Here is a 25,428-nt window from a genome sequence, read left to right on the forward strand (position 1 = left end):
GGGTCTTTTTTATTCGTGTTCAGCACGGATGCGCTGTTCGGATTCTGCATCAAAGAAATGAGCTTTGTTCATATCTAATGCTAAGTTTAGAGACTGAAGCGGTTTAATATCTGTTCTTGAATCTACGCGTGCTACAAAATCTTGTCCACCAAGTTTAGAATAAAGCATGGTTTCAGCTCCCATTAACTCGGATACATCGACTTTAATGGTAACTTTTGTGCCGGGTGAAGATTCAATAAATACAGGTTCATCATGGAAATCTTCAGGACGGATGCCTAAAATAATTTGTTTATTTAAATATCCTTGCTCGCGAAGTATTTTCATTTTACCTTCCGGAACTGCAAGAAGAGAATCGCCTACTTGAACCTTTCCGTCTTTTAACGTTCCGGTTAAGAAGTTCATAGCAGGAGAACCAATAAACCCGCCTACAAATACATTTTCAGGTTTTTCATATACTTCTTTTGGTGTACCAACCTGCTGGATAATCCCATCTTTCATAACAACCAGACGAGAAGCCATTGTCATTGCTTCGGTTTGGTCATGTGTTACGTAAATTGTTGTTGTACCCAAACGCTGGTGAAGCTTCGCAATTTCAGAACGCATTTGCACACGTAATTTCGCGTCTAAGTTTGATAAAGGTTCGTCCATTAAGAAGACCTTAGCATCACGAACGATTGCACGACCTAGAGCTACACGCTGACGCTGTCCGCCGGATAATGCTTTTGGCTTGCGCTCTAAGTATTGCTCAAGTCCTAAAATACGAGCGGCATCTTTTACGCGGCGTTCGATTTCATCTTTTGGTAATTTACGAAGTTTTAAGCCGAAAGCCATGTTGTCATATACGCTCATATGCGGATACAATGCGTAGTTTTGGAATACCATTGCAATATCGCGATCTTTTGGAGCAACGTCATTTACACGCTTGCTGTCAATATAAAAATCACCTTTGGAAATTTCCTCTAGCCCTGCAACCATACGAAGCGTTGTCGATTTCCCGCAGCCTGAAGGCCCAACAAATACAATAAATTCTTTATCTTGAATGTGAAGGTTAAAATCTTTTACCGCCGTCACATCTTTATCATACATTTTATAAATATGTTCTAAACGTAATTCAGCCATTTCCATTTCCCCCTTGTATGTACTCTGTGAAACCGTTTTCTTAACTCTAGTGTAATTTTTTTTAATGAAACGGTAAATGGCAAACATGCACAAAAAAAAGAAAGAGTTTTCGTGCACTATTTACGAAAACCCTTTCATTTTATTTTTTATCCTGCGAATTTTTTAACGCAAGAATAGCTAAGTAAGCAGACACAGCTCCTGTGAAGTGTTTGATATCAAGGTGTGTGCGATCAATAAATTTCTCAATTCTATACTGCAAGCTGTTGCGATGCATGTACAAATTCTTAGCAGCAAGAGATACGTTTAAATTACATTCTAAATAAACTTTAATCGTTTCTAAAAGATCTCCATCATCTTTTACTAAGTCAAGTAAATGTATCATATGATTTTGGATTGCCTCTGAAGACTCTTGCAGAACCAAATGGGGTAAAACGTCGGTAAAATGGATAACATGGTTTTGTTCGACTGTATGCTTAATTTGATAAAACCATTTCTTTTCACGCTCAAAAATTAATCGCGGTGAAGACGGAAAAAAGTGAATTTGTCCTTCAAAGAACTGAATTGAAGTTTCAAAATCATGACATAGCACCTCGATAGAATCTGATAAATTTTCAGTTAAGTCATTAGGATCATCAAAGGTTTCGATAACGATACCTGATTGTTTATCAATCCACAACACAGTAATCGAGGTAGAATACAAGGCGTGAAGCGCATTTTCAAACTCTATTTTTTGTTCAAACAAACGTTTAATTAAAAACTGGGTAAAGCGAAAAGAATGGTGCGTATGATGAGAGTGAATGACTTTTTCAGGTGCTTTAAATAACAGGTTTGACCAATACAATTGTTCTGGCGTCAGGAAAGAAACTTCCTCATCATAAGGCGTTAAAAAAGCAGAAAGTAATGCCTGCTCTTTTTGAGACAAAGCCGTGTGTTCAATTCCAATGAAGCCTTCATCACATGAAAACCATTTGTATCGTTCAAATTGAGAAGGGATTTTAGCCTTAATCATTTTATCCCCAAATAGTGTGTGCAGCTGTTTCATCTGTGCTCGTTCCCTTCGGTGAAAGCTTACTATTCATAAACGTGAAAAAGCATAAGCTCATGAATATAATCAATTAATTGTGTTTCATCTATTTGATTAGAAAGCGCAGTTTTCCATACAATTTGTCCATCTTTTAAATAATCAGCCTCGTAATAAACCCGATTCATATAAAACGAGATGTGCCAGCCCGGCATTCGATTATTTTGATACAGTGGTTTAACCTGAAAATGTGCAACCATAAAGAAAATCTCCTTTCTCAAGTAGTTATTATAAGCTTACCATGAGAAAAGGAGATGAAAAATCATTTAATCTAAAAATTTTGTTAATTTGTAAAATATGTTGCATATGTGTTTAGCACCTTGCGTTTGAATGTCTGTTTCATCAAAAATCATCGGTTTTGCATTCACTTCAAACAGATAATAATGACCTTGGACTGACTTTGCCATATCAAGAGAAAATTCTTCAATGAGAGGGAAGGACTTTTGAAGGACTTGCCCGCACGTATTTACAAAAGACGAAAGAAAGGAAGTATCTACTTCATCTTCAAGATCTTGAGAAGGTGAAATGCTTCCGCCGTTTAACGTATGTGTTGTAATGGAGTGATAGGGACTATGTCGAATACCGACGCCGCTAATAACATACCGGCTATCTTTGTGATGCGCTAAAATACGTAAGTCATAGCGCCGGTCTTTGAATGGCTGCGTCTCAATTGCTTCTTGAATGAGATAAGCAGACCTGGGAAGGTCAATTGCTTGTAAAGAAGAAAATTCTTCTTTGCGTGTATGATCTTGATAAATAATCGTATGCTTATCGGAAGATAATCGGAAAATTCCAGCGCCTTTACTGCTGTTAATAGGCTTAAAATAAAGAGAAGAGTGTTTTTGCAGAAGCTTAGCAATATCAATTTCTGGTGTTAAACGATAGGTTTTAGGAAGGTGAGAAGATAATAGTGGATGTTTTGAAAATAACTGATACACTTTCCATTTTGAAAAAAAAGCGGAATTAAAAAGGGGGATGTGCCTGCTTTTTATTTTTTTGTGTAAAGATTTCAGCTTTTTGGTTTCTGATTTTCTTCCTGGATAACGATTATATATAACGTTTGGCAGCGGCAAAGTTGTTTTGATCCACTGCTTTTTTGCCCCGTCAAAGCAATACCCTTCAAAGAAGTGATGAGACATTGTTTCTTCAGCGAATAAAGCAAGAAGCCCGCCTTTCTCTTGCAGGGTATGATGTAAGAGTTCTAATAAAGGACGCTGTTTTACATTCAGTTTTTCCAAAACAGCTTTGTTCGTTAAAACTCCCACAATAGGACCTGCTTTTTCTCCTTTTAAACGAAGAAAAGCTTGAGTAGAAGAAATGCTTTGAGTAAAGGGAAGTTCAATTTCTTGAACTCCCCATGTGTAAGATGCTGAAGGATTATTATGAAACCACTGCTGCTTTTCTTTGTGATAGTAAATTGTAATCATATGCTGATGCCTTCAGGTGTATTTAGATAGTATCCAGATAAGTAAATCGCATATTCTAGAGAAAGTTTTCTAGTTTGTTGATCCGCTTTTCGTAAGGCAGGGTGTGAAAAAATAGAGCGACCGGGCTTAGAGTTAGCTTCAAACAGCCACACGTTTCCTTGATAATCCACTCCAAAATCGAATCCAAGCTCTCCAATTAATCCGTTCAACTCCTGTTCAAGTATATGACTAATTGAGATAGCGGCATCTTTTAGCTTATTTTCGATTTCTTTTTTGTAAGAAGGGTTAGTGAATATTTTGGCTGTAGCTTCAATTTCTCCGCCGTAATCAAGATGCGTAGTGATGCTGTTGGGACCGGCTACTTTAGCAGCTAGAGCAGTAAGCACCCATTGGTTATTCCCGTCTTTATTCGTATGCACGCGAAAGTCTACACAGCGCTTTTCTTTTTTGATTAATGAAATACCTTGCTGAGCAATGTATGAAGGATTAGTAAGTAAATATTCAAATTCTGATAATAGTTCCTCTAAGGTTTCTTTTTCTTGAACATGAAGACCTTTTTCTCCTTTGTAAGTCAGCGTGTACATGGAATCTTTAAAAGCTAGCGTATAAATGCCGCGGCCTAAGCTTCCGTTTTTCGGCTTTAAATAAACGGTTTGATGAAGAAGCAGAAGTTTTTTTATTTGCTCACACGAAGGACTTTCAACCGTGTAAGGTAACAAATAGGCTGTCTGCTCGTTCAGTTTTAAAAGCTCATGAATTTCCCACTTGTTGAAAAAATCAGGATTAAAAAATGGAATGCCGTAATCAGTCATCATCTTTTCTTTAATGAACTTAAAAGGAGCTAACCCCTCTGTTTTTCGATTTGGCAAACGGTTATATACAACGTTAGGAAGCGGGACTTCATGCTGTGTCCAGCCGCTTTCCTCGTAAAAATAGCCGTTTATGGTCCCGGTTTCCCAGTTGATATGATGAGTTCCAAAAATAAAAGGAAGTCCCCCTGTTATACTTGCAGTAGAAAGAAGTTTAGCTAAGTGAAGGGAACGCTTTCCAATTGGCCGCAGCAGAGAACCAGTAAAACCAGCTGATAACACACCAATTAAAGGTCCTAAGTGAATGGTCTCATTCACAATAATAGGGTGCATCATATGAGCGAAAGGAATTTGCAGTTTTGTCATTAGCTCAGCTGAAATCTGAATTTCTTCACATTCTGAAGATTGTATAAGGCATGGAGCTGTCATTGTTCCAAAAGCTGCTTGTTTCAAGGAGTCTTTGTAAAGAGATGCAGGAACAGAAAGATCGCATCCTAGCTGCTCTACTACAACAAGGCGAGTAAGAGTTTTTTTCATAGCATTACTCCTTACGATACGATAGTGTGTTAGCTAAATAGATGCAGTAAGACAGGACATTTTTATACATGACTTCTTTTTGTTCAGGAGCTGTCTCCATTACGATTTTTCTTCCTGGTTTCGAATTTAAATCTAGAATCCAGATGCTGAAGTCTCTCGAGATACATAAATCAATACCTAATTCAAAAAGAGAAGGAAAATGATTTTCCAGCACGGACGGAATCGTTTTACAAATGGTGTTGATTTCATCCATTACATATTGACGGTGAACGCGAGGGATGCGAGGCAGCAAGTTCTCAAAAGGTACAATAGAGGCTCCTGAACTTACATTTGTTACGATGGAGTCTCGTTCACCTTGTCTAATTCCTCTTCCAATTTCTTTCCAAGCACCATCGTTTCCTTTTTGTAATAGCAGTCTTATATCAAAAGGAGTGCGCTCATAAGGGAAAAATGAAATATGGGGCTGAGCAATATACAATACATCACGGGTCGTTTTCGTAAACCAGTTCTTAAACTCCTGAAAAGAGGAAAATAGAATGGTGTTTACAATGTCATTTTGTTGATAAGAAGCTTCAATTTCACGTCCACGCTGTCTTAATTTCACAATTCCTTTACCTTGTGAACCGTTGGCAGGCTTAATCATTAGGCTATCATTTGTTCGAAGCAGCTGAACAAGCTGCTCTACACTTTCGATTGGAGTGGTAGGAGGAATATATGAAGATAAATAGCTATCTTTTTTAATTGCTTCATAGACATCTAGCTTATTGGGCAATCCATGGCCTAAAAATGTAACATCTTCCCGCTGTTTAAGCCAGTTTACAATAGGGCGAGCCTTATTAGACAGCGAGTCTTTTCGATAAAAGCAGCGATCGTAAATAAACGAAGGAAGTAAAAAGGAATCTTCTATCCATTTCTTTTGTTGTAAATCGTAGCGGAAGCCTTCAATATTTTCGGTGTTAGGATGAATGTTAAAAGGAGTAAAACGGTATATTTCAATTGAAAACTCAGAAGCATGTTTAGCAATTTCGGTCACATACTCCACTTCTTGCTGTGGGTGAATCGTTAAAAAGCCTAATGAAATCATCGTAAATCCTCCTTGGCAAATTGAAAATTCGTTGCATGCAGACAATAATCAAGCAGTGCTTTTGTTGAGGGACGAACAGAGAAAGCGCTTGAATCTAATTGTTTGGAAGGTTTGACATTTACTTCAATAATCCAAGGCTTTCCTTCTTGATCAATCGCTAAATCAATACCAAATTCTGCATAAAGTTCAGACGGGTGAGAAAGCTGTGTGCAAATTTCAATCGCAATCTCTTTTAAAAGTGAAAGGATATGGCGCGTCGTTTTTGAATCATAGAGCTGAGTTAAAACTTGCTGAGGAGGATGAATATCCCCTCCACGAGCAAGATTTGAGACGAAATTGCCGGGTTTTGATACACGTGTGACAATGGACGTGATTTTCCACGTCAAGTCGTCTTTTTTATGACAGAGAATGCGGAAATCAAAAGGGCACTGTTTGTATGTCTGCAGTGAAATTCCTTCTTGGATGAGAAATCCTTGCCTTTTTAATTGACTATAAAGCGTTTCAAATAAGTCATAGAGAGATTCATATTCTTTTTCATACGTCTGTGTAAACGTTGTATAGTCTAAAATATACTTCTCTTTCTTTGAAATTTTAAAAATATTTTTTCCTTGGCTACCATGAACAGGCTTCAGAAAAACATCGTCATGAAGTTCCAAAGCGTCAAGAAGATCTTGACGTGAACGAAGCTGATACGTTTTTGGCAAATATGGAAGCAAGTGTACAACATCTTTAAGCTGTTGAAAAACCGTCCATTTATTTAAGTAGCGTGCGTTAAAGAAAGGAACGTCATGCTCTTTCAAAAATGTTTTAAAGGTTTGAAAATCAGCGCTTTGCTCGGTTTTCCTGGCATGAATCCGGTTGTGTACGATTCCCGGAAAGGGAACGTCTGAATAAACCCATCGATCACCGCGATAAACATATCCTTTAGGGGACAATGACTTCACGTCGCTCAATTTGCTCACATAGCAAAAACACCCTAACTCCTTGCAAGCTTGAACAAATTCCTTACAAAATACAGAAATGGAGCCAAAGGGTTCTTCATCTTCTCGAACTTCTGTTACGATGCTAATCACGGGTCCCATCCTAAACGTGTTCTCTTCGTAAATGCCTCTCAGCTGATGCGTTTCATACGGAAAGCAAAAGTCTGCAAATAGAGCTTCCGACATCATGAAGCAGCATTCTCGATGCTGAAAAACAGTGGCTTTGACTTCTTTCGTGATGGAGCCTACTGTTAACGTAAACTCGTGCTTGCATTTCACACGTGAGAACAGAGCAGAACTAATGTAAATGTCGTCGCTCATATGGTTCTCTAGTGGTTTTAGAGAAATGGTAAAAGTATTCATAAACGAATCCTCTTTTTCTTTCCTTTAGTAGGCGAATGCTGATATATACTATGAGGAATTAGCCCAATCTGTGAAGAGAATTTATCGTTTTCTGAGAAAATAAAGGTCTTAAGCTGAATTTTATATAATAATTTGTTATAGTTAGGGAAGTCAAGAAATTATAGAACTGAATTAGGAGGAACTTAACGTGTCTGTAAACTTACATGATGTAGCAAATGATTTAGAAAAAGCAATTCGTCAAAGCGACGATTACACAAACTTAAAAAACTTATATGCAGCAGTAAACGCTGATCAAGGTTCAAAACAATTATTTGAGCGTTTCCGTACAATGCAAATGGAGCTGCAACAAAAGCAAATGATGGGCCAAGAGATCACTGAAGAAGAAGTTCAGCAAGCTCAACAAACAGTTGCAATCGTTCAACAAGATCAAAATATCGCGAAGCTAATGGAAGCTGAGCAACGTATGAGCATGGTAATTGGTGAATTAAACAAAATTATCATGAAGCCACTTGAAGAACTTTACGGTGCGGCTGAATAAGAGATAGAGAAAAGAGGAAAAGAGAAATCTTTTCCTCTTTTTTTATGCGGAAATTCCTTCTAATTGTGCAGTTCTGCTCATAAGCTTAGTAACAAGGCTACACATGCCGACTATCATGAAAAGGTCATTTATAACCGTATCCTAACGGATTAGACATCTATGAAAGAAGGGGTTTTCATATGGCTTATCGATTGCTAGCGTTGAATATTGATGGAACCATTTTAAATAGCCAAGGGCGCGTTACAAAAGAAACGAAAGACGCAATTCAATTTGTGAAAAATAAAGGGGTTTACGTTACGTTAGTAACAAACAGGCATTTTCCGTCTGCTAAAAAAATTGCTCGATCACTTAAAGTTCATCCAGCAATGCTCATTACTCATAGCGGTGCCTTTATCGGAACATCGATAGACAAACCGATACTAGATAAGAGAATTAGCGAGGAAAAAACATTTAATCTCATTCAGCTTTTTGAAAATTTTAATTGTCATGTCCGCATTTTGCATGAAAGGTTTTCAATTGGAAATCGTGTAAAGCTTCCTAATAATATCGTAGCTAAAAGCGTGTTAAAAACGGGAGAACCGCTCTTTTATCCCGTGCAGTTCGTAGATTCATTAGGAGATACGCTTCGTGATGAACCTGTTTCTACTCCAAAAATAGAAGTGTATTTTGCAGATCGTAGAGAAAAAGAATACGCTGAGCAAACAATTGCCAGTGCAGTTCCGGATATTGAATGGTTTTCGTATCCAAATGAAAATAGATGCTATATTACGCCAAAAGGAGCCACAAAAGCTGCCGGCGTTCGTTATGTAGCAAATCGTCTAGGGATACCGATGGAAGACGTAGTAGCCATTGGAAATTGCTATGATGATGTAGAAACGATTGAACACGCGGGAATGGGTGTGGCCATGGGCAATTCACCAACGGAATTAAAAATGCTTGCGGATTGGGTTACTCGTTCTAATAATGAAAATGGTGTAGCCTATATGGTGAAAGAATTATTTAGAAAGCAGCAGCGTCTTGGTTATCTTCATCAAATTGACAGCTTTCGTTTAAAATAAATAAAAGTATGTTAGTTGAAGGGAAATCCGAACGAAGAATCCAACTCGTTCGGATTTTTTTCATTGGTAGGATAAACGTCAGCTTCACGTATGTAGCTGTTTCTAACTGTTGATTGAAGGGCAAGGCGAAGACTCCTGCGTAAATCAACAGAAGTGTAACAAGCAATTCATATGAGCTTATTTATCCCATTTGTTCGTCTGTAGGTTGAATTAATGTAATTATGGCTCAATCTCTTTTTCCGTTTGTTTCCTGTCCGCGTATTCCCTTGAGCTGAGCACCTTGACCGGACATACGTAGGTTTTGTAAACTGATTACTTAGATAGAATTGATTTGAAAGGTGATTATATTGAACATTTATATAAAAGGTATAGAAGATGAGCGTTTTTTACGTCCGCTTCACCGAATTTCAGATTTGTTTTTTGAAGAAAGCAACGTCTCCTTTGAGGATGATAACGAAGCTCAGCTGAAGGTTGAAGTAGAGCTAAAAGTTCATGAAGAAATTTATGCGAAAGCAGTGCTGCATGATGCTGCAACGGACAAGGTGTTTACAGAAGAGCTTTCTAAATCGTTTACGCCGTATGAAACAGAAAAAGAAAAATTTAAGCAAATAAAAAATGTGGTGCTTCGCGTCTACTTATCTGTGTTACAGGAGTATACAAACATTGTTCAAAAATGGGGTATTTTAACCGGTATACGTCCAACGAAGTTGCTTCATATGAAACTGCAGTCAGGCAAAAGTAAAGAACAAGCACATCGTGAGCTAAAGGAAGAATATTTAATCACTGATGACAAAATTAATTTAATGCAGCATATTGTGGATCGTCAACTAGCAGCTATTCCCGATTTACATGAGTTAAAGAACGAGGTAAGCATTTATATAGGCATTCCGTTTTGTCCGACGAAGTGTGCATACTGTACATTCCCAGCCTATGCGATTAACGGACGTCAAGGATCTGTTACGTCATTTTTAGGCGGCTTGCATTATGAGATGCGTGAAGTAGGGAAATGGTTAAAAGACAATGACGTCAAGATTACAACCGTCTATTATGGCGGAGGCACACCAACGAGCATTACGGCTGAAGAAATGGACATGCTGTATGAAGAGATGTATGAATCGTTCCCTGATGTACAAAATATCCGTGAAATTACGGTAGAAGCAGGAAGACCCGATACGATTACGGAAGAAAAGCTAGCTGTTTTGAACAAATGGAATATTGACCGGATTAGTGTAAATCCGCAGTCTTATATTCAAGAAACCTTAAAAGCTATTGGACGTCATCATACAGTTGAAGAAACGATTGATAAATTTCATCTTTCTCGAAAAATGGGGATGAATAACATTAACATGGACTTAATTATTGGGCTTCCAAATGAAGGTGTAGAAGAATTTCAGCATACGCTAGACGAATCTAAAAAATTGCTTCCTGAATCTTTAACTGTTCATACGCTATCGTTTAAACGCGCGTCTGAAATGACTCAAAATAAACGGAAATACAAAGTAGCAGATCGCTATGAAATTGGTAAAATGATGGATTTAGCGACTGAGTGGACTCAAGAACAAGGATATGAACCTTATTATTTATATCGCCAAAAAAATATTTTAGGTAATTTAGAGAACGTTGGATATTCATTCCCTGGTCAAGAGAGCCTGTACAATATTATGATCATGGAAGAAAAGCAGACGATTATTGGCCTTGGGTGCGGGGCATCCAGTAAGTTCGTGCATCCAGAAACAGGCATTATTACAAGGTTTGCGAATCCAAAAGACCCAAAATCGTACAACGATGGATTCGAGCACTATACGCAAGAGAAACTCAAGATTTTAGATGAATTGTTTAGGAAATAAAAAGGTCACTTTTTAGTGATCTTTTTTATTTTCAGCAGGGAAATGTCGGAATCTGTTGAATATATAAGAAAGTTGTAAGCGTTTTCTTATTATGACGATGCGAGGTGCCGCTTAATGATGAATGTACAGTTAACCGTACCATCTATGATGGAAAGAGCTGAAAAGCTGTTTGGTAAAAAAGAAGTGGTTTCTAAATCTTCAAAAGGGATTCAACGTTTAACTTATAATCAGTTAATAAAACGGACTCGGCAGCTCTCTAGTATGCTAGAACGAATTGGAGTGAAGCGAGGAGAAAGAGTCGGAACGTTTGCATGGAATCATCATAGACATCTAGAGGCTTATTTTGCTGTACCGGGAATAGGCGCTGTGCTTCACACAATTAATATCCGGTTAGATTCTGAGCAAATTGTATACATCATTAACCATGCACACGATAAAGTCATTTTACTTGATGAATGCTTTTTACCTTTATTTGAAAGCATTCATCAAAGGCTTCCACATGTTGAAGCCTATATCCTTATGTCAGATGAAGGTGAGCTGCCAGAAACAGAGTTGCCAGTGTATCATTACGAAAATTGGATTCAGCAAGGGGATGCATCGCATTCCTTTGTTCAAGATTTAAGCGAAGAAGAACCAGTAGGCCTTTGTTATACCTCTGCTACTACAGGAGAGCCAAAGGGCGTTGTATATTCTCATCGCGCTATTTATTTACACTGTATGGCGCTAGGACTTGCTGATAGTGCTGGATTATCAGAAGGTGATACCGCTATGCCTATCGTTCCAATGTTTCATGTAAATGCATGGGGAATTCCTTTTGCTGCGGTCTGGTTTGGGACAAAGCTCGTGCTGCCGGGCGCTTTTTGTACCTCAGAGACGATTGCCTCTCTCATTGAACAAGAGAAAGTAACTCTTGCTGCAGCAGTACCTACCGTTTGGTTAAATTTTTTACAAGAGTTAGAAAAAAAGCCTTACGCAGTTGATAGTTTGCGGGCTATTTTATGCGGCGGATCAGCGGCCCCAAAAAGCGTCATTCGAGAATTTCAGGAAAAATATCAAATTGAATTTATGCATGCATACGGAATGACGGAAACAAGCCCTGTTGTAACCGTCTCCCGCTTAAAAAGCTATCAGTACAGCGAAGACCCTGAGTATCAGCTCAGCGTAAAAGCGAAGCAAGGTTTCTTAGTTCCTGGCGTTGAAATGAAAGTAATAGGTCAAAATGGAGAAGTTGCTTGGGATGGAGTGGAAATGGGTGAGCTATTACTAAAGGGGCCATGGGTAGCTTCTGAATATTACAAGGATAAAAGAACAGAAGATACGTTTAAAGACGGCTGGCTGTATACGGGAGATATTGTGACGGTTGACGAAGAGGGAACGATCAAAATTGTAGACCGAACAAAAGATTTAATTAAAAGCGGAGGAGAATGGATTTCATCGGTTGATCTAGAAAACGCGCTGATTGCCCATGAATCTGTTTTCGAAGCCTGTGTCATAGCAGTCCCTCATAAGGTGTGGCAAGAGCGTCCAGTTGCTTGTGTCGTGTTAAAAGATGCATATAAAGGTGTCGTTTCGTCAGAAGAGCTGCTCAAATTTTTAGCGCCGCAGTTCGCAAAATGGTGGCTTCCAGATGACATTTTATTTATGGATGAAATCCCAAAGACAACGGTCGGAAAGTTTTTAAAACGTACGCTTCGTGAACAAGTCCTCAATCATTATCAGAAAGGGTGAGTAAATATGACCGTCGAATTAAAAGTAGTAGAACTAGTTTTGCAAGAGCGTGTCGCCACAATTTCGTTTAACAGGCCGGATGCGTTAAATGCATTAAACGAAGAAGTGCTAGAGCAGTTTATTCAATGTTTAAAAGTTGTCGAAGAAAGTGAAGTGGACTTCTTAGTAGTAAAAGGAAACGGAAAAGTGTTTTCAGCAGGGGGAGATATTAATATGATGATGTCACCTTCACAATCAGAACGTTTTGAGCAGGTGATGGATTTAATTAATGAAGCCGTGCTGACTTTATACAGCCTGCCTCAAATGACGATAAGTGTACTGCACGGTGCGGCAGCAGGGCTAGGGCTCAGCATTGCGCTTGCTTCTGATTATATTATTGCAGAAAGACACACGAAAATTGCGATGAACTTTATCGGCATTGCTCTAATTCCAGACGGAGGCGGTCACTTTTTACTAGAAAAGCGCATCGGTTCTCATCGTGCGAAACAGCTGATTTGGGAAGGAAAGACATTAAAAGCAGAGGAAGCTCATCAATTTGGCATAATTGATGAAATAAAAGAAGGAGATTTGGCGAAGCGTGTAGAAGATTATCTCTCATATTGGCTAAAAAAACCTTCACGTGCTTTGAAGGAAACAAAGCGAATTTATGTGGAGACATCTATTTCACAATTAAAGCAAGTGCTTGCGCTTGAGAAAAGAAGTCAGTTTGCTATGAGCCAAAGTTCGGATCATAAGGAAGGTGTACGTGCGTTTCTGGAAAAGCGAGCGCCTGTTTTTAATCAAAGTGAAAAAGATATTTCCGAAAATTAAGTGAACTAGTTTAAAAGCCAATATTTTTGTCTATCATATTGATAGAGCATGTTTAAAAGTTGCAAAACAGTGGTAACACAAGATAATGTAGAAACTAATGAGGTGATTGGAAATGAACAAAACAGATTTAGTAAACGCAGTGGCAACAAAATCAGAGTTAACAAAAGCAGATGCATCTAAAGCAGTTGACGCATTACTAGAAACAATTTCATCAACGCTAGGTGAAGGTGAAAAAATTCAGTTAATCGGCTTCGGTACATTTGAAGTACGCGAGCGTGCTGCTCGTACAGGCCGTAACCCTCAAACGGGTGAAGAAATGCAAATTCCAGCATCAAAAGTACCGGCATTTAAAGCTGGTAAAGAACTAAAAGAAGCTGTAAAGTAATATAAAACGCCGGAAAGCTAAACCTTTCCGGCGTTTTGTATTAACGATGAAATAATACAAGTTTTCCGCTAGAGCTAACGCATCGATGTGTTTTTTCTAAGTAGGCAAGCTCTTCTAACTTTTTGGTGCTGATTGTCTTTGCTTCTGTTTCAGAAGCTGCTTCGAAGCTTTCATCTATTAATTTTTCTCCAGTCTTTTCAAAAGCGGTTAATGTATAAGTACTCATAAAATCTACTCTCCTCTTATAGTATAATTGTAAGCGTATTCAACATATTTCTCGTCTTATTCCTCTAAATCCTGCTAAGGTTTACAGATATCATTTTTTTCCATACAATAAACATAGGTTTATTTACAAAGGAGGAATTAAATGTCTCTTTCTATCCGTGAAGTTTCAAAAAGGTACGGTGAATTTACAGCTGTAAATGAACTATCCTTGCAAATTCCAAAGGGTGAAGTGTTTGGTTTTTTAGGTGCAAACGGTGCTGGCAAAACAACGACGTTTCGAATGATTTTAGGGCTCATTGAACCAACCTCAGGTCACATCCAATGGAATGATAAATCTTTAACTTACAGTAGAAGCCATCTAGTTGGTTACCTTCCAGAAGAAAGGGGATTATATCCGAAATTAAAAGTCAAAGATCAGCTTGTTTATCTAGGACGGCTGCGCGGGATGAAAAAAGCTAACGTGCTGCAAGAAATGGAGCGCTGGTTATCTCGATTTAATATTCCTCAATATGCTTCAAAAAAAGTAGAAGAGCTATCCAAAGGAAATCAGCAAAAAATTCAATTTATCGCTTCCGTTATTCATCGTCCCGAGCTGCTTATTTTAGATGAACCTTTTAGCGGCTTGGATCCTGTAAACGTAGAGGTACTAAAAGAAGCGGTACTTGATTTGAAAAAACGCGGGACGACGATTGTTTTTTCAAGTCATCGAATGGAACATGTGGAAGAACTTTGTGAATATTTATGTATTATGCATCATGGTACGCCTGTTGTATATGGAAGACTGCCGGAGATCAAGCGTTCATTTGGCAAGAAAAACGTCATTATACATGGGAAAGGTCCGTTTGAGAGAATTACGGAGCTTGAAGGTGTTGTAAAGGTGAAAAAAACGGTTGAAGGCATGATTGTTCAAATTCAGCATGAATCCGTATCGCAACTCATTTTTCAAGAACTTAAACATTTTTCATTTGTATCTAAATTTGCAGTGGAAGAGCCTTCATTAAATGATATTTTCATTGAAAAGGTAGGTGCTTCCTATGAATAAATTTTGGGTCATCGTTTTTCATACATATCTTAATAAATTAAAAACAAAATCTTTTATTATTACGACGATTATTACTGCTCTTATTCTAGTTGCTCTTACAAATATGGAGAAAATTATCGACGTTTTTAATTCAGACGATAATGGCACAAATGTGGGTGTCATCTATGAAGTGGAAAGCGTATATACGTTGTTCAAACAAAATGTAAATGCTATGGATTCAGACATTCATTTAAAAGAATTTACGTCTGAGGCTAAGGCAAAGCAAGCGGTAAAAAGCGGGCAGCTCGATAGCTATTTACTTTTATCTTTAAACGATAAGCAGCTGCCTCAAGCTGTGTACAAAGCTAACTCTTTGGCCGAATCAAATCTTTCATCTACCTTAGAACAGGCGGTACAGCAAACAAAAGTGGCTATGGCTACAGTGAAAATTGGTTTAGAAGAAAAGCAAATTGATCAGCTTTACAGCCCTGTTTCATTTAAAAAAGAAGCGTTAGTTGAAAATGCCAAAACAGAACAAGAGCTAAATCAAGCAAGAGGTCTTGTGTATGTTCTGCTGTTTGTTATTTATTTTGCCGTTATCATGTATGGGAGCATGATTGCGATGGAAGTAGCTACTGAAAAATCATCCCGCGTTATGGAGATCCTCGTATCGAGCGTATCACCTATTACACAAATGTTTGCTAAAATCATTGGAATTGCACTGCTCAGCTTAACACAGCTTGCAGTGATACTGAGCGTGGGCTACACATCGTTAAAAGCCAGTGTGGAAACAAATCATAACGGCATCTTTTCTTATCTCGGATTTAATGATGTTCCGCTGACTACATTCGTGTATGCATTTGTCTTTTTCATATTAGGGTACTTTCTTTTTGCTACGCTCGCGGCTTTTTTAGGTTCTCTTGTGAGCCGTATTGAAGATGTACAGCAAATGATTACGCCCATGACCCTTGTGATTGTGGCCGCTTTTTTAATTGCTATGTTTGGACTTGGTGATCCTGAAACCACAATCATTACGGTCACATCTTTTATCCCGTTTTTTGCTCCGATGATTATGTTTTTGCGTGTAGGTATGTTAAATGTTCCTATGTGGGAAGTGAGTGTATCGATAGGGATTTTGGTTGTGACGATTACTGCTTTAGCTATATTTGGTGCCCGTGTGTATAAAGGAGGGGTCCTTATGTATGGTCAATCTACCTCTTTTAAAGATATTAAAAAGGCGCTGCAGTTAACGAAAAAAGAAACATAAAGAAGTGAGAGGCTGAGACAAAAGTAGATTAGTTGAAGGGAGGTCCGGACGAACAATCTAGATTCTTGATGGAGAATCCAACTCGTCCGGATTTTTTTATTGGTATGGTGACCATAGTTTGCATGTATGTAGTTGTTTCAAGCTGTGTATTGGAGAGCAAGACGAAGACTCCTGGGGAGAAAGCGGAAGCGACGAGGAGGCTCAGCGGCTGCCGGAAAGAGAAGTCTTGCACGGAAATCAACAGCGGTGCCTCAAGCGATTCATACTAGCTCCTTTATCCAATCTGTTTGTCTTTAGATTGTATTGATTTTGTTGTGTCATAATCTCATCTCTTATGAAAAAGCGTCTACCCGTGCATTCGGTGCCAAGCGATGGTAAAATGAAATGTAAAGAGCTGTAAATAAGCGGACGAAGCGATAAGAGCTTTGCTATCAAATACATAGAATGAAGTGGTAAGGAGGAAAAGGGCATGACAAAAGGAATTGCTCAATACGAAGTAGGAGAGCAAGTTGATCTTTATTTTTTAATTAAATCCTCAACGAGAGGAATTGCAAGCAATGGAAAACCATTTTTAACGGTAATCCTACAGGATAAAACAGGTGATATTGAAGCCAAGCTGTGGGATGCATCTCCAGATGACGAGGAAAATTATGCTGCTCAAAAGATTGTGCGAGCTGCTGGAGAAGTAATGAATTACCGCGGGCGCAACCAGCTGAAAATACGCAACATTCGTCCTGCACAGCCCCAAGACGGAGTGCGCACATCTGACTTTTTAGAAGTGGCGCCTTTATCTCAAGAAGAAATGGTGGAACATATTACAAAGAGTATATTTGAAATGAAAAATTCAAATGTCCAGCGCATTACTCGCCATTTGTTTAAAAAATATCAAACGGAATTTTTAGAATATCCGGCAGCAACTAAAAATCACCATGAGTTTGTATCGGGGCTTGCCTACCATGTGGTGTCTATGCTGAAGCTGGCTGAGTCATTTTCAACCCTTTATCCAAGCTTAAACCGCGACTTGCTGTACGCTGGAGTTATTCTTCATGACCTTGGCAAAGTATTTGAACTTTCAGGTCCTGTTTCGACGATATACACAGTAGAAGGGAACTTGCTTGGCCATATCTCGATTATGGTGAATGAAATTGGAAAAGCGGCGGAAGAATTAGCGATTGAAGGAGAAGAGGTCATGCTTCTTCAGCACCTTGTATTATCGCATCACGGTAAGGAAGAGTGGGGAAGTCCGAAAAAGCCGTTAATTAAAGAGGCTGAGATGCTTCATTTGATTGACAATGTAGACGCTAAAATGAATATGCTGGACCGAGCATTAACAAAAGTGAAGCCTGGTGAATTTACAGAGCGTATTTTTGCACTTGATAATCGTTCATTTTATAAACCAACGATTGATTAAAAAGGTATAAGTCTTTCTTCCTTCGCATATAGTGGTTGTAAATAACTGTGATGGGGGATCAATATATGGTGACACTACCAATTTGGATTTATTTAGTTGTAGCAGGCATTTTCTTTAGTGGATTTATGGCAATTCGTGCTGCACAACATGATAAGCAAGTGGATGATTCGTTTATTGAAAAAGAGGGACAAGTCTTCATCGAAAGAATGCAAGTGGAAAAAGAAAGACGCAACAGCGATTCTATCTGATTATATAAAAGAGCCTGTCACATGAGTGACAGGCTCTTAGCATTACTGCTGAGGAGTTTCTACGCCAGATTGACTATCTGTCGCACCTTCTTCGAAAATTGGTTTTACATTTTTATCTTTGACTTCCACTTTTGCTTTATCAAGCTCTTTTTGAATCTTCTTGTTCGCTTCTGCTTGATCTACTTTTGAACGTTTGATTTGCTGCTCAAGTTCGGGTTTCTTTTTCTCAAACGATTCTACTTTCTTTTTATCGACTAGTTTAATGATATGGTAGCCGTACTCTGTTTTGATTGGTTTACTTACTTCACCTTTTTTCAGCTTGTAAGCCGCTTCTTCAAATTCTTTAACCATTTGGCCTTCACCGAAGTAGCCTAAATCGCCGCCGTTAGCTGCAGACTGCTGATCCGTTGAATATTCTTTTGCTAGACTAGCAAAGTCCTCGCCTTTTTTGATTTTCGCTTCTACTTCGTTTGCTGTCTTTTCGTCTTTTACTAAAATATGACTTGCGCGAATTTGAGGTTTTTGAGCTTTATATTCATCATAAGCTTTTTTCAGTTCTTTGTCCGATACCTTAATGCCTGCCGTAGCAGCTTTTTCACGGAGAATATCAACTTTTAGCATATCTTTGACTTCTTTTTCGCCTTTTTGCTTAATAACTGAATCCACCTGATCACCGTATTGTTCTCTTAGAATGTTCAGCTGCTGATCAAGCTCTTTATCCGTTACTTTATATTTTTTACTCAATACTTTTTCTTCGGTAACGCTTCGTACGAGTGTATTAAATTGGTCTTGTCCGATTGTATCTTTCATTTGCTTATACAAATCACCTTGAGTGATATTGCCTGCTTTTGTTTCTACAATTACTTTTGAAGAATCGTTAGCATTTGAAGCATCATTTCCCCCACTGCATGCTGATAAAGCAACGAGGCTGGCTGCCGTTGTTAGTGCAACTAAGCTTTTTTTCATACGTAAACACTCCTACTCATCATTTTTACTTATGTAGCTTGACTCAAGATTTACTATATCACATTTCCTGATGTTAGCAAATGAAGTTAAAACCACGTAAATTTACATTTATTTTCCACTAAGCATGGAGTGATTATACGCTTATGATGGCTTTTTTATAAAGCGTTTTCAAAATGGTGGACAAACTCACAGAGTAATCTCCAAACGAGAAGCAAGAGAAATAAATTATGGAGTTTGGGCTAAAAGCCTAGACGTTTTTTGAGCTGATGCATAAGATGCAGTATTAGTAAACAAAGGGGGTGCTCAAATGAGCGGATGCGGATATGGAGGCGGTTTTGCACTATTAGTTGTACTGTTTATCTTATTAGTCATTGTTGGTTGTGCATGTTACCACTAGGAAACAGGTGAATATAAAAGGAAAGGGGCGATAGATATGGGTTCTTACGGATGCGGATACGGCAGTGGATTTGCTCTATTAGTCGTATTATTCATCTTATTAGTTATCATCGGCGCTAGCTGTTTTTGCTAAGCCTATAAAAAAGCGGTGAGACATCTCACCGTTTTTTATGTAAATGATACTTCAATATAAGATGAAACTAATAAAATGGTAATTAATACATTAATCGTACGAAAAACTTTAGGCTGTTTTTCAGCTGGAATTTCTTTTTGAATACACAATGTATTTGTTAGTGCATTGATGTAGAATAAAATGAATAGTGCAAATACAATAAAGAATATGTACATAAAAATCCCCCTAACAAAATCAGTGTGACGAAGACAAAAAGTCTTATAGTCATTTATATAGTACAGCTTTGTATGAATTTACAAATATCTATATTAACATTACCAAAAAAGCGGTAAAATAGATAGTTATATATACAGTTGAGCAAAGAATTTCAAAAGGTATTTACACAGAAATGCGGTTTTTATTTTATAAAGGGTAGTTAAGAAGTTGAGAAATAGGTTTTAAACGAAATAGCAAAGTGAATGGATAAGAAATGAGTAACAATCAGCCATTGTGCAAAAGGATTGTTAAAAAGGACAGAGGGATTTATATTAATATATGCAGTGAGTACATAATCAGTATATGAAAATCTTTATACGGTGCTACTCAAACAGGAAATGTGATTGACGAAGAAAGAATTATTTGGAAGAACATGAATGAATCATGTACAATATGGAGTAGAGATATATGAACGTTGAAGGAGTAGGGGAAGCGGATGGAAACTTTAGAATCTCGAGTATCACGTTTAGAATATTACATAAAACTGTTATCTGGGACATCTGAACAAGAAGCTAAACCATTTATTGATTTAGTGGTAAGAAATCAGCTTACAAAGAGGGAAGTAGAGGAAATTTTAATTCTGTGTGAAGATACAAAAAACGAATATATTGAGCAAAAAGCGGAAGGCCTAACAGACTTTGTTCCGCTTCTTACACAATTTGTTGGTATGCTGAATTATAAATTAACTCCCAGAGAGACGGTCGAATCGCTTCGTTATCAACCTTCTTATCAAGATGTGATGAATGAATTTTTTGAAATTATTCAATGGATAAGGGACTAACCATTAAGAGTTTGAAATAGTCTCCTGGTGGTTCTCTTTATCTTTCTTGACAAGCTTGCCATCTTCTTCAGTGAATTCTTCTTCAATATGATGGAAAGATCGCTCGAAGATATCCATAAAATCTTCACCGTAAATTTTGCGGATGACGGTCATTAGTTCCATAAACTCAGGGAATTTGCCGTACAAGTCGCGCAACGGAAGTGCGCCGCTGAATACTGAATTATTAGAAGGTTCGTAATGTTCCATTAAATCCAGTAAAATGGCCTCGCCTTTATCTGTCAGCTGAATGTACGTATTTCGCTTGTCGCTTTCTTTTTTAGAAAACTCAAGTAAACCTCGTTCTTCTAGTTTTTTGGAGAAGTTAAATGCAGTAGAAACATGCATAACTCCAAACTTGGCAATTTCGGAAATGGAAGCCCCGTTTAAATGATATGAAATCCACAAAATATGATGCTCGTTAATATTAAGGTCATAAGGCTTAATCCATTGCTGCCAATCCTTCTCTACGGTTTTCCAAAGGGCTTTACTTAATTGGGCAATACGTTGGCTAAATAGAAGTGCTTCTTTCAAACTGTAATCCTGATCACTAGTCTTTTTCATCTTCTCCCACCTACTTAGTCTCTTTTTTTATTTATCTTCTATTATGCCAATAAAATAAAAAATTATAAAGATGTAAATTTACAAAATTTTAAAAAATTAAAAAAGAAGGCGCTTTAACCTTCTTTTTTGTCAATTTTTTCATTGGGATTTTTAGTTGTCTGTACATGTTCCTCTAGGTTTGACAAAGAATTTTGGATTTCTTTCAAATGATGCTGAATGGATTCCTTATGAGGGACAATTTCTTCTTTAAACTGACCAAGGGTAGTAGAAAGGTCACTTGCGATATTTTTCACTATAGTATTTCCTTCTCTGGCGGTCATTTGTACTTGTTGAGAAACAGCTTTTATTTTTGTTGAGAGCTCTTGTTGTGAAGCGTTAACTCGGTCTTTTCGAGAACTGACACGCTGTTTAAGTTCTCGTCCTGAATATGGAGTAATAAGAAGCGTTGTAATAGCGGCTACGGTGCTTCCGATTGCTGCTCCAGCTGCTAGTTTTTTCATTCTACTCATTATTTATTTCCTCCTATGTAGTAAAGTAATTGCTAACACTTCCTTCTGACATAATCATAAAAAAATAGCATAGATTTATACAAAAGAAGGAGGTTATCAACATGGGATAGCTTTATTCATTCTTTTGATGATTAGCCTGAGTTTTTTTCTCGCTGCTTTTAAATGGTTTAGCCTTACGACTAGAACGGCATCATATCCACCTAAACATGTGCTTAAACAAAAGTCTCTTACATGTGCGACAGTAGCTTTTGCGAGTTTTTTATTGGCGCTTATACTTTATTATGTAACCTAGGATGGGGAACTTAAACCTTTATTACATAGTAAGTCTTCATACCTATTGTATGAGCTGCAAATGAAATTTAAGTGAAAAGCATCCTGTATCATTTCTTTTTAAACAACAAGTTAAGAGCCGGACTTTAGATTGTCTCTAAAAGATCAGCAACATACTATAAATGAACCGTTTTATCTAAAGGTCCGCCACGCTTTGGCGGGCCTTAGCTTTTGGTGTAAAAAAAGAGCCTGATTCTTAACTAAATCAGGCTCTTGACGTTACGATAATTTTGCTTTGATGCTTGTGCGTTTTAGAACGGATTGAACAATTGGATAAATAACGACCATAACGATTGTATTCACTACTGTTGCAGGTAATACAACCGCAGCAACAAGCGCCATGACGCTGTTTCCGCCCGGTAAGCCGACGATTAGCGCGGCAGCAGACAAGAATACGGTTCCTGATACGAGCGTGCCAACAGCTGTTAAAGCAGCGGCAACTGGTGTTTTGATGCCTGTTGCTTTTTTCACAAGCATAAATAATGCAAAGAAAACAAATGCTGTAATTGGTTTATCAATTATGTTTGCAATATGTCCTCCCGGGAAACTAGACGTTAAAGCAGAAATAAAAGCTGTTGTGAAGCTTACTAGTACTACATTTTTTACGCTAGGAAACAACAGGATTGCTAAAAACATCATTGTTAACATCATATCTGGCTTCATTCCAAATAAAATAGGAGGTACCACCGTGTGGAGAACCGCTCCAATTCCGACTAATAACGCTAAAGAAACTAAAACTTTTGTATTCATTTCTCATCTCTCCTCTTCTAAGCTAAGCTCGAAATATACCAATAGTGCGTCTATGCCCATTGCATATATTTACATACTGATTATAACATATTTATGTGAAAAAAGAATCAGCTAATTCTGCCAATTACGCGTTTGCCTGCGCAAATTCATCCATAAAGACGGCAAGAGCTTCACACGCTTCAAGCGTCACAGCATTGTAAATAGAAGCGCGGCATCCGCCGATTGAACGGTGTCCAGCTAATCCTACAAAGCCTTTTTCTTTTGCTTGCTGTAAAAACTCAGCCGTTAGCTCATCGTTTGGTAAAGTAAACGTGACATTCATAATTGAACGGCTTTCCTCTGTAGCGTGAGGAGTATAGAAACCGTTTGAACGTTCCATGCTTGCGTAGAGTAACTTAGCTTTTTTATGATTTTGAGCTTCAATGGCTTTAACGCCCCCTTGTTCTTTAATCCAATCTAAAACAAGTGAAAGCATATAAATACCAAACGTTGGAGGAGTGTTGTAAAGAGAATTGCTCTTTACGTGAGTCTCATAGTTCAGCATTGTTGGTAAACCTTCAGGGATACGTTTAAGCAATTCTTTCTTCAAAATGACAACTGTTACACCAGATGGTCCGAGGTTTTTCTGAGCACCAGCATAAATGAGTGAGAACTTAGATACATCAATTTGACGGCAAAGAATGTCGCTTGACATGTCAGCAATTAAGTCTACTCCTTCAATAGAAGGGTAGTCAGCCCATTGTGTACCAAAAATGGTATTATTGGACGTGATATGCAAGTACCCAATCTCTTCTTTTGGAAGCTTTATATCATCTAAAGCTGGAATAGAGCGGTAGTTCTCTTCTTTAGTAGAAGCAACAACTGCTGTTTTTCCAAGTTTCTTTGCTTCTTTTAACGCTTTTTCCGACCATGATCCCGTTAGCACATATGCCCCGACTTGATCAGGAGCTAAAAAGTTCATTGGAATCATAGAGAATTGCAGGCTTGCTCCGCCCTGCAGGAATAAAATTTCATGTGTATCTGGAATATTAAGCAATTCCGTTAGTGTTTCTTTAGCATGTGTTAATACATCTTCAAACTCTTTGCTGCGATGTGATAATTCCATCACAGACATACCTGTATTTTTGAAGTTAACTAGCTCCTCTTGAGCAAGTTGTAAGACAGGTAGGGGAAGCGCAGATGGACCTGCATTAAAATTATAAGCTCTGTTTAACGTAATCACATTAATTCCTCCTCAAATTAGTTCGAACACTCATCATACAAAATGGCTAATGACTGATGTCAGAAAGAATATCATTATACTATCATGAAAACTCTTAGTTGTGGAGGTAACTTTTCAAAAATTTAAATTAATCTGTAAAGAGAAAATAATAGAAAAAAGATAAATAAAAAGTATACGTAAACATGTTTTGGCAAACATGTAAATGAAATGTTTATATGCTATACTGATGGAAGAAATAATGTGGAGGAACAGAATGAGAGTATTAAAATATGCAATATTAGGGCTCTTAAATCAGGAGGAGCTCAGCGGGTATGACATTACCAGACTTTTTAAAGAAGAGGTTGGTAATTTTTGGAGCGCTAAACACAGCCAGATTTATCCCGAGCTAAAGCGATTAACAGAAGAGGGATTTATTCGCTATGAAACGGTGATTCAAGGCAAAAAATTAGAAAAAAAGATGTATTCGATAACGGAAGAAGGAAGAGTGGAGCTAAGCAAGTGGCTCACTACGATTGATCCTATTCCTGAAACAACTAAAGATGAATTTATGTTAAAAGCTTATTTTGCTTCATCCATGTCAATAGAAGAGTTAAAGCAACAAATAGATAACCAATTATCAAGCAGGAAAATGAAGCTGACTTTTTTAAAGAAACGAATGGATGATCTTTTAGAAGAAGTTAATCACCACATTACCGTTTCTTCTCCTCAATTTGGTCATTACTTGGTGCTATCTCGCGCTCAAGACCGGGAGACAAGCTATATCAATTGGCTTGAACGTACGCTGAATTTAATTGAAAAAGAACAATAAGAAAAGGTGAGCAGATCATGAGTTGGTGCATAAAATCATTTCAAGAGCTGACAAATGATGAGCTTTATGAAATTCTACAGCTTCGCACCTCTATTTTTGTTGTGGAACAGAAGTGTGCTTACTTAGAAGTAGATGGAAAAGACAAATTTGCTTATCATTTGTTCAAAAAAGAAGATGAGAAAATTATCGCATACCTTAGAGTTTTACCAAAAGGAATTAGCTATAAAGAAGCTTCTCTTGGACGTATTATTGTAAAACAAGCACAGCGCGGTACAGGTCTCGGAAGAGAACTAGTGGCAAGAGGAATTGCTTTTCTAGAGAATGAATTGCACGAGAAGACAATTAAAATTCAAGCTCAAAGCAGACTTCAAACATTTTATGAATCGTTTGGTTTTAGACCTATTTCCGATATTTATTCAGATGAAGGACTCCCACACGTCGATATGCTAAAGACACCTTAGAAACTTCACCATTTGTGTGAAGTTTTTCTATTTTTAAAACGGGTAAGGTGAAAGAAACGTGTAGGGTTTAGTGGCATGCAGATAGAATCGATATGACTACTACTAAATTAGTAATTTATGAATAAGATAGATAGTGAATTTGTTTCTTTTTACTTATTCTTTGATTTTCAGTAAGTGATATATTGAAGAAAGTAATAATATTGTATATAATGATTTTTGTAACAAAAATGTAACAATTACGTAATATTCTTAATATTTGTTGAGAAAGAAATTTGTTGT

29 protein-coding genes are annotated in these 25,428 nt (G+C 37.7%); 15 read left to right on the plus strand and 14 right to left on the minus strand.

Annotated features, from left to right (window positions below):
* Nucleotides 1–9: 9 nt before the first annotated feature.
* The 7 genes from NST66_RS01355 to NST66_RS01385 form a co-directional block, all read right to left on the minus strand.
* Entirely contained in the window at nt 10–1,119 is a 1,110-nt protein-coding gene (locus NST66_RS01355) for an ABC transporter ATP-binding protein (RefSeq protein ID WP_340843033.1), read from the minus strand.
* 139 nt (nt 1,120–1,258) lie between these two features.
* Nucleotides 1,259–2,161, minus strand: a complete 903-nt coding sequence (locus tag NST66_RS01360; protein ID WP_033580652.1) for a PucR family transcriptional regulator — start codon at nt 2,159–2,161, stop codon at nt 1,259–1,261.
* A 29-nt stretch (nt 2,162–2,190) separates the two neighbouring features.
* Entirely contained in the window at nt 2,191–2,400 is a 210-nt protein-coding gene (locus NST66_RS01365; RefSeq protein ID WP_028412569.1) for a YheE family protein, read from the minus strand.
* A gap of 66 nt (nt 2,401–2,466) precedes the next feature.
* Nucleotides 2,467–3,627: a YheC/YheD family endospore coat-associated protein gene (locus NST66_RS01370; protein ID WP_028412568.1), complete on the minus strand. Its 1,161-nt coding sequence runs from the start codon at nt 3,625–3,627 to the stop codon at nt 2,467–2,469.
* Nucleotides 3,624–4,973, minus strand: coding sequence for a YheC/YheD family endospore coat-associated protein (locus NST66_RS01375; RefSeq protein WP_028412567.1), 1,350 nt, complete (start codon nt 4,971–4,973; stop codon nt 3,624–3,626). Before NST66_RS01375 ends, NST66_RS01370 begins: the two co-directional genes overlap by 4 nt.
* Before the next feature lie 4 nt (nt 4,974–4,977).
* Nucleotides 4,978–6,057 carry a YheC/YheD family endospore coat-associated protein gene (locus NST66_RS01380; protein WP_028412566.1) on the minus strand — a complete coding sequence of 360 codons (1,080 nt, stop codon included), beginning with the start codon at nt 6,055–6,057 and terminating at the stop codon, nt 4,978–4,980.
* Nucleotides 6,054–7,400: a YheC/YheD family endospore coat-associated protein gene (locus NST66_RS01385; RefSeq protein ID WP_033580651.1), complete on the minus strand. Its 1,347-nt coding sequence runs from the start codon at nt 7,398–7,400 to the stop codon at nt 6,054–6,056. The genes NST66_RS01380 and NST66_RS01385 overlap by 4 nt, the downstream gene beginning before the upstream one ends.
* Before the next feature lie 187 nt (nt 7,401–7,587).
* Here NST66_RS01385 and NST66_RS01390 point away from each other — a divergent pair, with 187 nt between their 5' ends.
* The 6 genes from NST66_RS01390 (at nt 7,588) to NST66_RS01415 (ending at nt 13,766) form a co-directional block, all read left to right on the plus strand.
* Entirely contained in the window at nt 7,588–7,938 is a 351-nt protein-coding gene (locus tag NST66_RS01390) for a YlbF family regulator (RefSeq protein WP_013055299.1), read from the plus strand.
* A 179-nt stretch (nt 7,939–8,117) separates the two neighbouring features.
* Nucleotides 8,118–8,996, plus strand: coding sequence for a Cof-type HAD-IIB family hydrolase (locus NST66_RS01395; RefSeq protein WP_028412564.1), 879 nt, complete (start codon nt 8,118–8,120; stop codon nt 8,994–8,996).
* 344 nt (nt 8,997–9,340) lie between these two features.
* Complete coding sequence (locus NST66_RS01400; RefSeq protein WP_182029536.1) at nt 9,341–10,843, plus strand: coproporphyrinogen III oxidase; 1,503 nt, start codon at nt 9,341–9,343, stop codon at nt 10,841–10,843.
* Between the two features lie 114 nt (nt 10,844–10,957).
* Nucleotides 10,958–12,571: a long-chain fatty acid--CoA ligase gene (locus NST66_RS01405; protein ID WP_049162849.1), complete on the plus strand. Its 1,614-nt coding sequence runs from the start codon at nt 10,958–10,960 to the stop codon at nt 12,569–12,571.
* A gap of 6 nt (nt 12,572–12,577) precedes the next feature.
* Complete coding sequence (locus tag NST66_RS01410; RefSeq protein ID WP_028412561.1) at nt 12,578–13,381, plus strand: enoyl-CoA hydratase; 804 nt, start codon at nt 12,578–12,580, stop codon at nt 13,379–13,381.
* A gap of 112 nt (nt 13,382–13,493) precedes the next feature.
* Complete coding sequence (locus tag NST66_RS01415) at nt 13,494–13,766, plus strand: HU family DNA-binding protein (protein WP_013055305.1); 273 nt, start codon at nt 13,494–13,496, stop codon at nt 13,764–13,766.
* Between the two features lie 40 nt (nt 13,767–13,806).
* Here NST66_RS01415 and NST66_RS01420 read toward each other — a convergent pair whose 3' ends face one another.
* Nucleotides 13,807–13,992, minus strand: coding sequence for a YhzD family protein (locus tag NST66_RS01420; protein ID WP_049162851.1), 186 nt, complete (start codon nt 13,990–13,992; stop codon nt 13,807–13,809).
* A gap of 141 nt (nt 13,993–14,133) precedes the next feature.
* On the opposite strand from NST66_RS01420, the gene NST66_RS01425 reads away from it, so the two are divergent.
* The 4 genes from NST66_RS01425 (at nt 14,134) to NST66_RS01440 (ending at nt 17,938) form a co-directional block, all read left to right on the plus strand.
* Complete coding sequence (locus tag NST66_RS01425; RefSeq protein WP_028412559.1) at nt 14,134–15,033, plus strand: ABC transporter ATP-binding protein; 900 nt, start codon at nt 14,134–14,136, stop codon at nt 15,031–15,033.
* Nucleotides 15,026–16,279: an ABC transporter permease gene (locus tag NST66_RS01430; protein ID WP_048020592.1), complete on the plus strand. Its 1,254-nt coding sequence runs from the start codon at nt 15,026–15,028 to the stop codon at nt 16,277–16,279. Before NST66_RS01425 ends, NST66_RS01430 begins: the two co-directional genes overlap by 8 nt.
* Before the next feature lie 469 nt (nt 16,280–16,748).
* Entirely contained in the window at nt 16,749–17,690 is a 942-nt protein-coding gene (gene yhaM / locus NST66_RS01435) for a 3'-5' exoribonuclease YhaM (protein WP_013055309.1), read from the plus strand.
* A 65-nt stretch (nt 17,691–17,755) separates the two neighbouring features.
* Complete coding sequence (locus tag NST66_RS01440) at nt 17,756–17,938, plus strand: sporulation YhaL family protein (RefSeq protein WP_013055310.1); 183 nt, start codon at nt 17,756–17,758, stop codon at nt 17,936–17,938.
* Between the two features lie 42 nt (nt 17,939–17,980).
* Here the strand turns inward: NST66_RS01440 and NST66_RS01445 are convergent, their stop codons facing one another.
* Nucleotides 17,981–18,904: a peptidylprolyl isomerase gene (locus tag NST66_RS01445; protein WP_013055311.1), complete on the minus strand. Its 924-nt coding sequence runs from the start codon at nt 18,902–18,904 to the stop codon at nt 17,981–17,983.
* 307 nt (nt 18,905–19,211) lie between these two features.
* Between NST66_RS01445 and NST66_RS01450 the strand changes: the two genes are divergently transcribed.
* Both NST66_RS01450 and NST66_RS01455 read left to right on the plus strand, forming a co-directional pair.
* Nucleotides 19,212–19,301 carry a YjcZ family sporulation protein gene (locus tag NST66_RS01450; RefSeq protein ID WP_074682953.1) on the plus strand — a complete coding sequence of 30 codons (90 nt, stop codon included), beginning with the start codon at nt 19,212–19,214 and terminating at the stop codon, nt 19,299–19,301.
* Nucleotides 19,302–19,337: 36 nt separating this feature from the next.
* On the plus strand, nt 19,338–19,433 hold the full coding sequence (locus NST66_RS01455; protein WP_016762974.1) for a YjcZ family sporulation protein: 96 nt from the start codon (nt 19,338–19,340) through the stop codon (nt 19,431–19,433).
* Nucleotides 19,434–19,468: 35 nt separating this feature from the next.
* On the opposite strand, the gene NST66_RS01460 is transcribed toward NST66_RS01455, so the two are convergent.
* Nucleotides 19,469–19,648 (minus strand): hypothetical protein, encoded by a 180-nt coding sequence (locus NST66_RS01460; protein WP_013055312.1) that lies wholly within the window; start codon nt 19,646–19,648, stop codon nt 19,469–19,471.
* Nucleotides 19,649–20,124: 476 nt separating this feature from the next.
* Here NST66_RS01460 and NST66_RS01465 point away from each other — a divergent pair, with 476 nt between their 5' ends.
* Nucleotides 20,125–20,469 (plus strand): DUF1878 family protein, encoded by a 345-nt coding sequence (locus NST66_RS01465; protein WP_028412557.1) that lies wholly within the window; start codon nt 20,125–20,127, stop codon nt 20,467–20,469.
* Nucleotides 20,470–20,472: 3 nt separating this feature from the next.
* On the opposite strand, the gene NST66_RS01470 is transcribed toward NST66_RS01465, so the two are convergent.
* The 4 genes from NST66_RS01470 to serC all read right to left on the minus strand — a co-directional run bounded on the left by NST66_RS01470 (nt 20,473) and on the right by serC (nt 23,880).
* Nucleotides 20,473–21,069: an HTH-type transcriptional regulator Hpr gene (locus NST66_RS01470; RefSeq protein WP_014461677.1), complete on the minus strand. Its 597-nt coding sequence runs from the start codon at nt 21,067–21,069 to the stop codon at nt 20,473–20,475.
* Nucleotides 21,070–21,182: 113 nt separating this feature from the next.
* The gene (locus NST66_RS01475; RefSeq protein WP_028412556.1) at nt 21,183–21,578 is read right to left on the minus strand and encodes a YtxH domain-containing protein; all 396 of its coding nucleotides are present in this window, start codon (nt 21,576–21,578) and stop codon (nt 21,183–21,185) included.
* Between the two features lie 549 nt (nt 21,579–22,127).
* Complete coding sequence (locus NST66_RS01480) at nt 22,128–22,658, minus strand: tryptophan transporter (RefSeq protein WP_033580647.1); 531 nt, start codon at nt 22,656–22,658, stop codon at nt 22,128–22,130.
* Nucleotides 22,659–22,782: 124 nt separating this feature from the next.
* A complete protein-coding gene (gene serC / locus NST66_RS01485) occupies nt 22,783–23,880 on the minus strand; it encodes a 3-phosphoserine/phosphohydroxythreonine transaminase (RefSeq protein WP_340843034.1) in 1,098 nt (365 codons plus the stop codon).
* Between the two features lie 253 nt (nt 23,881–24,133).
* Between serC and NST66_RS01490 the strand changes: the two genes are divergently transcribed.
* Nucleotides 24,134–24,688 carry a PadR family transcriptional regulator gene (locus NST66_RS01490; protein ID WP_028412553.1) on the plus strand — a complete coding sequence of 185 codons (555 nt, stop codon included), beginning with the start codon at nt 24,134–24,136 and terminating at the stop codon, nt 24,686–24,688.
* Between the two features lie 17 nt (nt 24,689–24,705).
* A complete protein-coding gene (locus NST66_RS01495) occupies nt 24,706–25,149 on the plus strand; it encodes a GNAT family N-acetyltransferase (RefSeq protein WP_034267989.1) in 444 nt (147 codons plus the stop codon).
* Nucleotides 25,150–25,428: the final 279 nt, after the last annotated feature.

It is taken from the genome of Priestia sp. FSL W8-0524 (genome assembly GCF_038005965.1).
Lineage (GTDB): Bacteria > Bacillota > Bacilli > Bacillales > Bacillaceae_H > Priestia > Priestia zanthoxyli.

Excerpts from the sequence above, each read along its gene's own strand:
- NST66_RS01480 (WP_033580647.1), bottom strand. The coding sequence starts at position 22,658 with ATGAATACAAAAGTTTTAGTTTCTTTAGCGTTATTAGTCGGAATTGGA.
- NST66_RS01375 (WP_028412567.1), bottom strand. The coding sequence starts at position 4,973 with ATGAAAAAAACTCTTACTCGCCTTGTTGTAGTAGAGCAGCTAGGATGC.
- NST66_RS01495 (WP_034267989.1), top strand. The coding sequence starts at position 24,706 with ATGAGTTGGTGCATAAAATCATTTCAAGAGCTGACAAATGATGAGCTT.
- NST66_RS01355 (WP_340843033.1), bottom strand. The coding sequence starts at position 1,119 with ATGGCTGAATTACGTTTAGAACATATTTATAAAATGTATGATAAAGAT.
- NST66_RS01440 (WP_013055310.1), top strand. The coding sequence starts at position 17,756 with ATGGTGACACTACCAATTTGGATTTATTTAGTTGTAGCAGGCATTTTC.
- NST66_RS01465 (WP_028412557.1), top strand. The coding sequence starts at position 20,125 with ATGGAAACTTTAGAATCTCGAGTATCACGTTTAGAATATTACATAAAA.
- NST66_RS01360 (WP_033580652.1), bottom strand. The coding sequence starts at position 2,161 with ATGAAACAGCTGCACACACTATTTGGGGATAAAATGATTAAGGCTAAA.
- NST66_RS01415 (WP_013055305.1), top strand. The coding sequence starts at position 13,494 with ATGAACAAAACAGATTTAGTAAACGCAGTGGCAACAAAATCAGAGTTA.
- NST66_RS01460 (WP_013055312.1), bottom strand. The coding sequence starts at position 19,648 with ATGTACATATTCTTTATTGTATTTGCACTATTCATTTTATTCTACATC.
- NST66_RS01450 (WP_074682953.1), top strand. The coding sequence starts at position 19,212 with ATGAGCGGATGCGGATATGGAGGCGGTTTTGCACTATTAGTTGTACTG.
- NST66_RS01430 (WP_048020592.1), top strand. The coding sequence starts at position 15,026 with ATGAATAAATTTTGGGTCATCGTTTTTCATACATATCTTAATAAATTA.
- NST66_RS01385 (WP_033580651.1), bottom strand. The coding sequence starts at position 7,400 with ATGAATACTTTTACCATTTCTCTAAAACCACTAGAGAACCATATGAGC.
- NST66_RS01365 (WP_028412569.1), bottom strand. The coding sequence starts at position 2,400 with ATGGTTGCACATTTTCAGGTTAAACCACTGTATCAAAATAATCGAATG.
- NST66_RS01470 (WP_014461677.1), bottom strand. The coding sequence starts at position 21,069 with ATGAAAAAGACTAGTGATCAGGATTACAGTTTGAAAGAAGCACTTCTA.
- NST66_RS01420 (WP_049162851.1), bottom strand. The coding sequence starts at position 13,992 with ATGAGTACTTATACATTAACCGCTTTTGAAAAGACTGGAGAAAAATTA.
- NST66_RS01395 (WP_028412564.1), top strand. The coding sequence starts at position 8,118 with ATGGCTTATCGATTGCTAGCGTTGAATATTGATGGAACCATTTTAAAT.
- NST66_RS01455 (WP_016762974.1), top strand. The coding sequence starts at position 19,338 with ATGGGTTCTTACGGATGCGGATACGGCAGTGGATTTGCTCTATTAGTC.
- NST66_RS01475 (WP_028412556.1), bottom strand. The coding sequence starts at position 21,578 with ATGAGTAGAATGAAAAAACTAGCAGCTGGAGCAGCAATCGGAAGCACC.
- NST66_RS01370 (WP_028412568.1), bottom strand. The coding sequence starts at position 3,627 with ATGATTACAATTTACTATCACAAAGAAAAGCAGCAGTGGTTTCATAAT.
- yhaM (WP_013055309.1), top strand. The coding sequence starts at position 16,749 with ATGACAAAAGGAATTGCTCAATACGAAGTAGGAGAGCAAGTTGATCTT.
- NST66_RS01410 (WP_028412561.1), top strand. The coding sequence starts at position 12,578 with ATGACCGTCGAATTAAAAGTAGTAGAACTAGTTTTGCAAGAGCGTGTC.
- NST66_RS01425 (WP_028412559.1), top strand. The coding sequence starts at position 14,134 with ATGTCTCTTTCTATCCGTGAAGTTTCAAAAAGGTACGGTGAATTTACA.
- NST66_RS01405 (WP_049162849.1), top strand. The coding sequence starts at position 10,958 with ATGATGAATGTACAGTTAACCGTACCATCTATGATGGAAAGAGCTGAA.
- NST66_RS01380 (WP_028412566.1), bottom strand. The coding sequence starts at position 6,057 with ATGATTTCATTAGGCTTTTTAACGATTCACCCACAGCAAGAAGTGGAG.
- NST66_RS01445 (WP_013055311.1), bottom strand. The coding sequence starts at position 18,904 with ATGAAAAAAAGCTTAGTTGCACTAACAACGGCAGCCAGCCTCGTTGCT.
- NST66_RS01490 (WP_028412553.1), top strand. The coding sequence starts at position 24,134 with ATGAGAGTATTAAAATATGCAATATTAGGGCTCTTAAATCAGGAGGAG.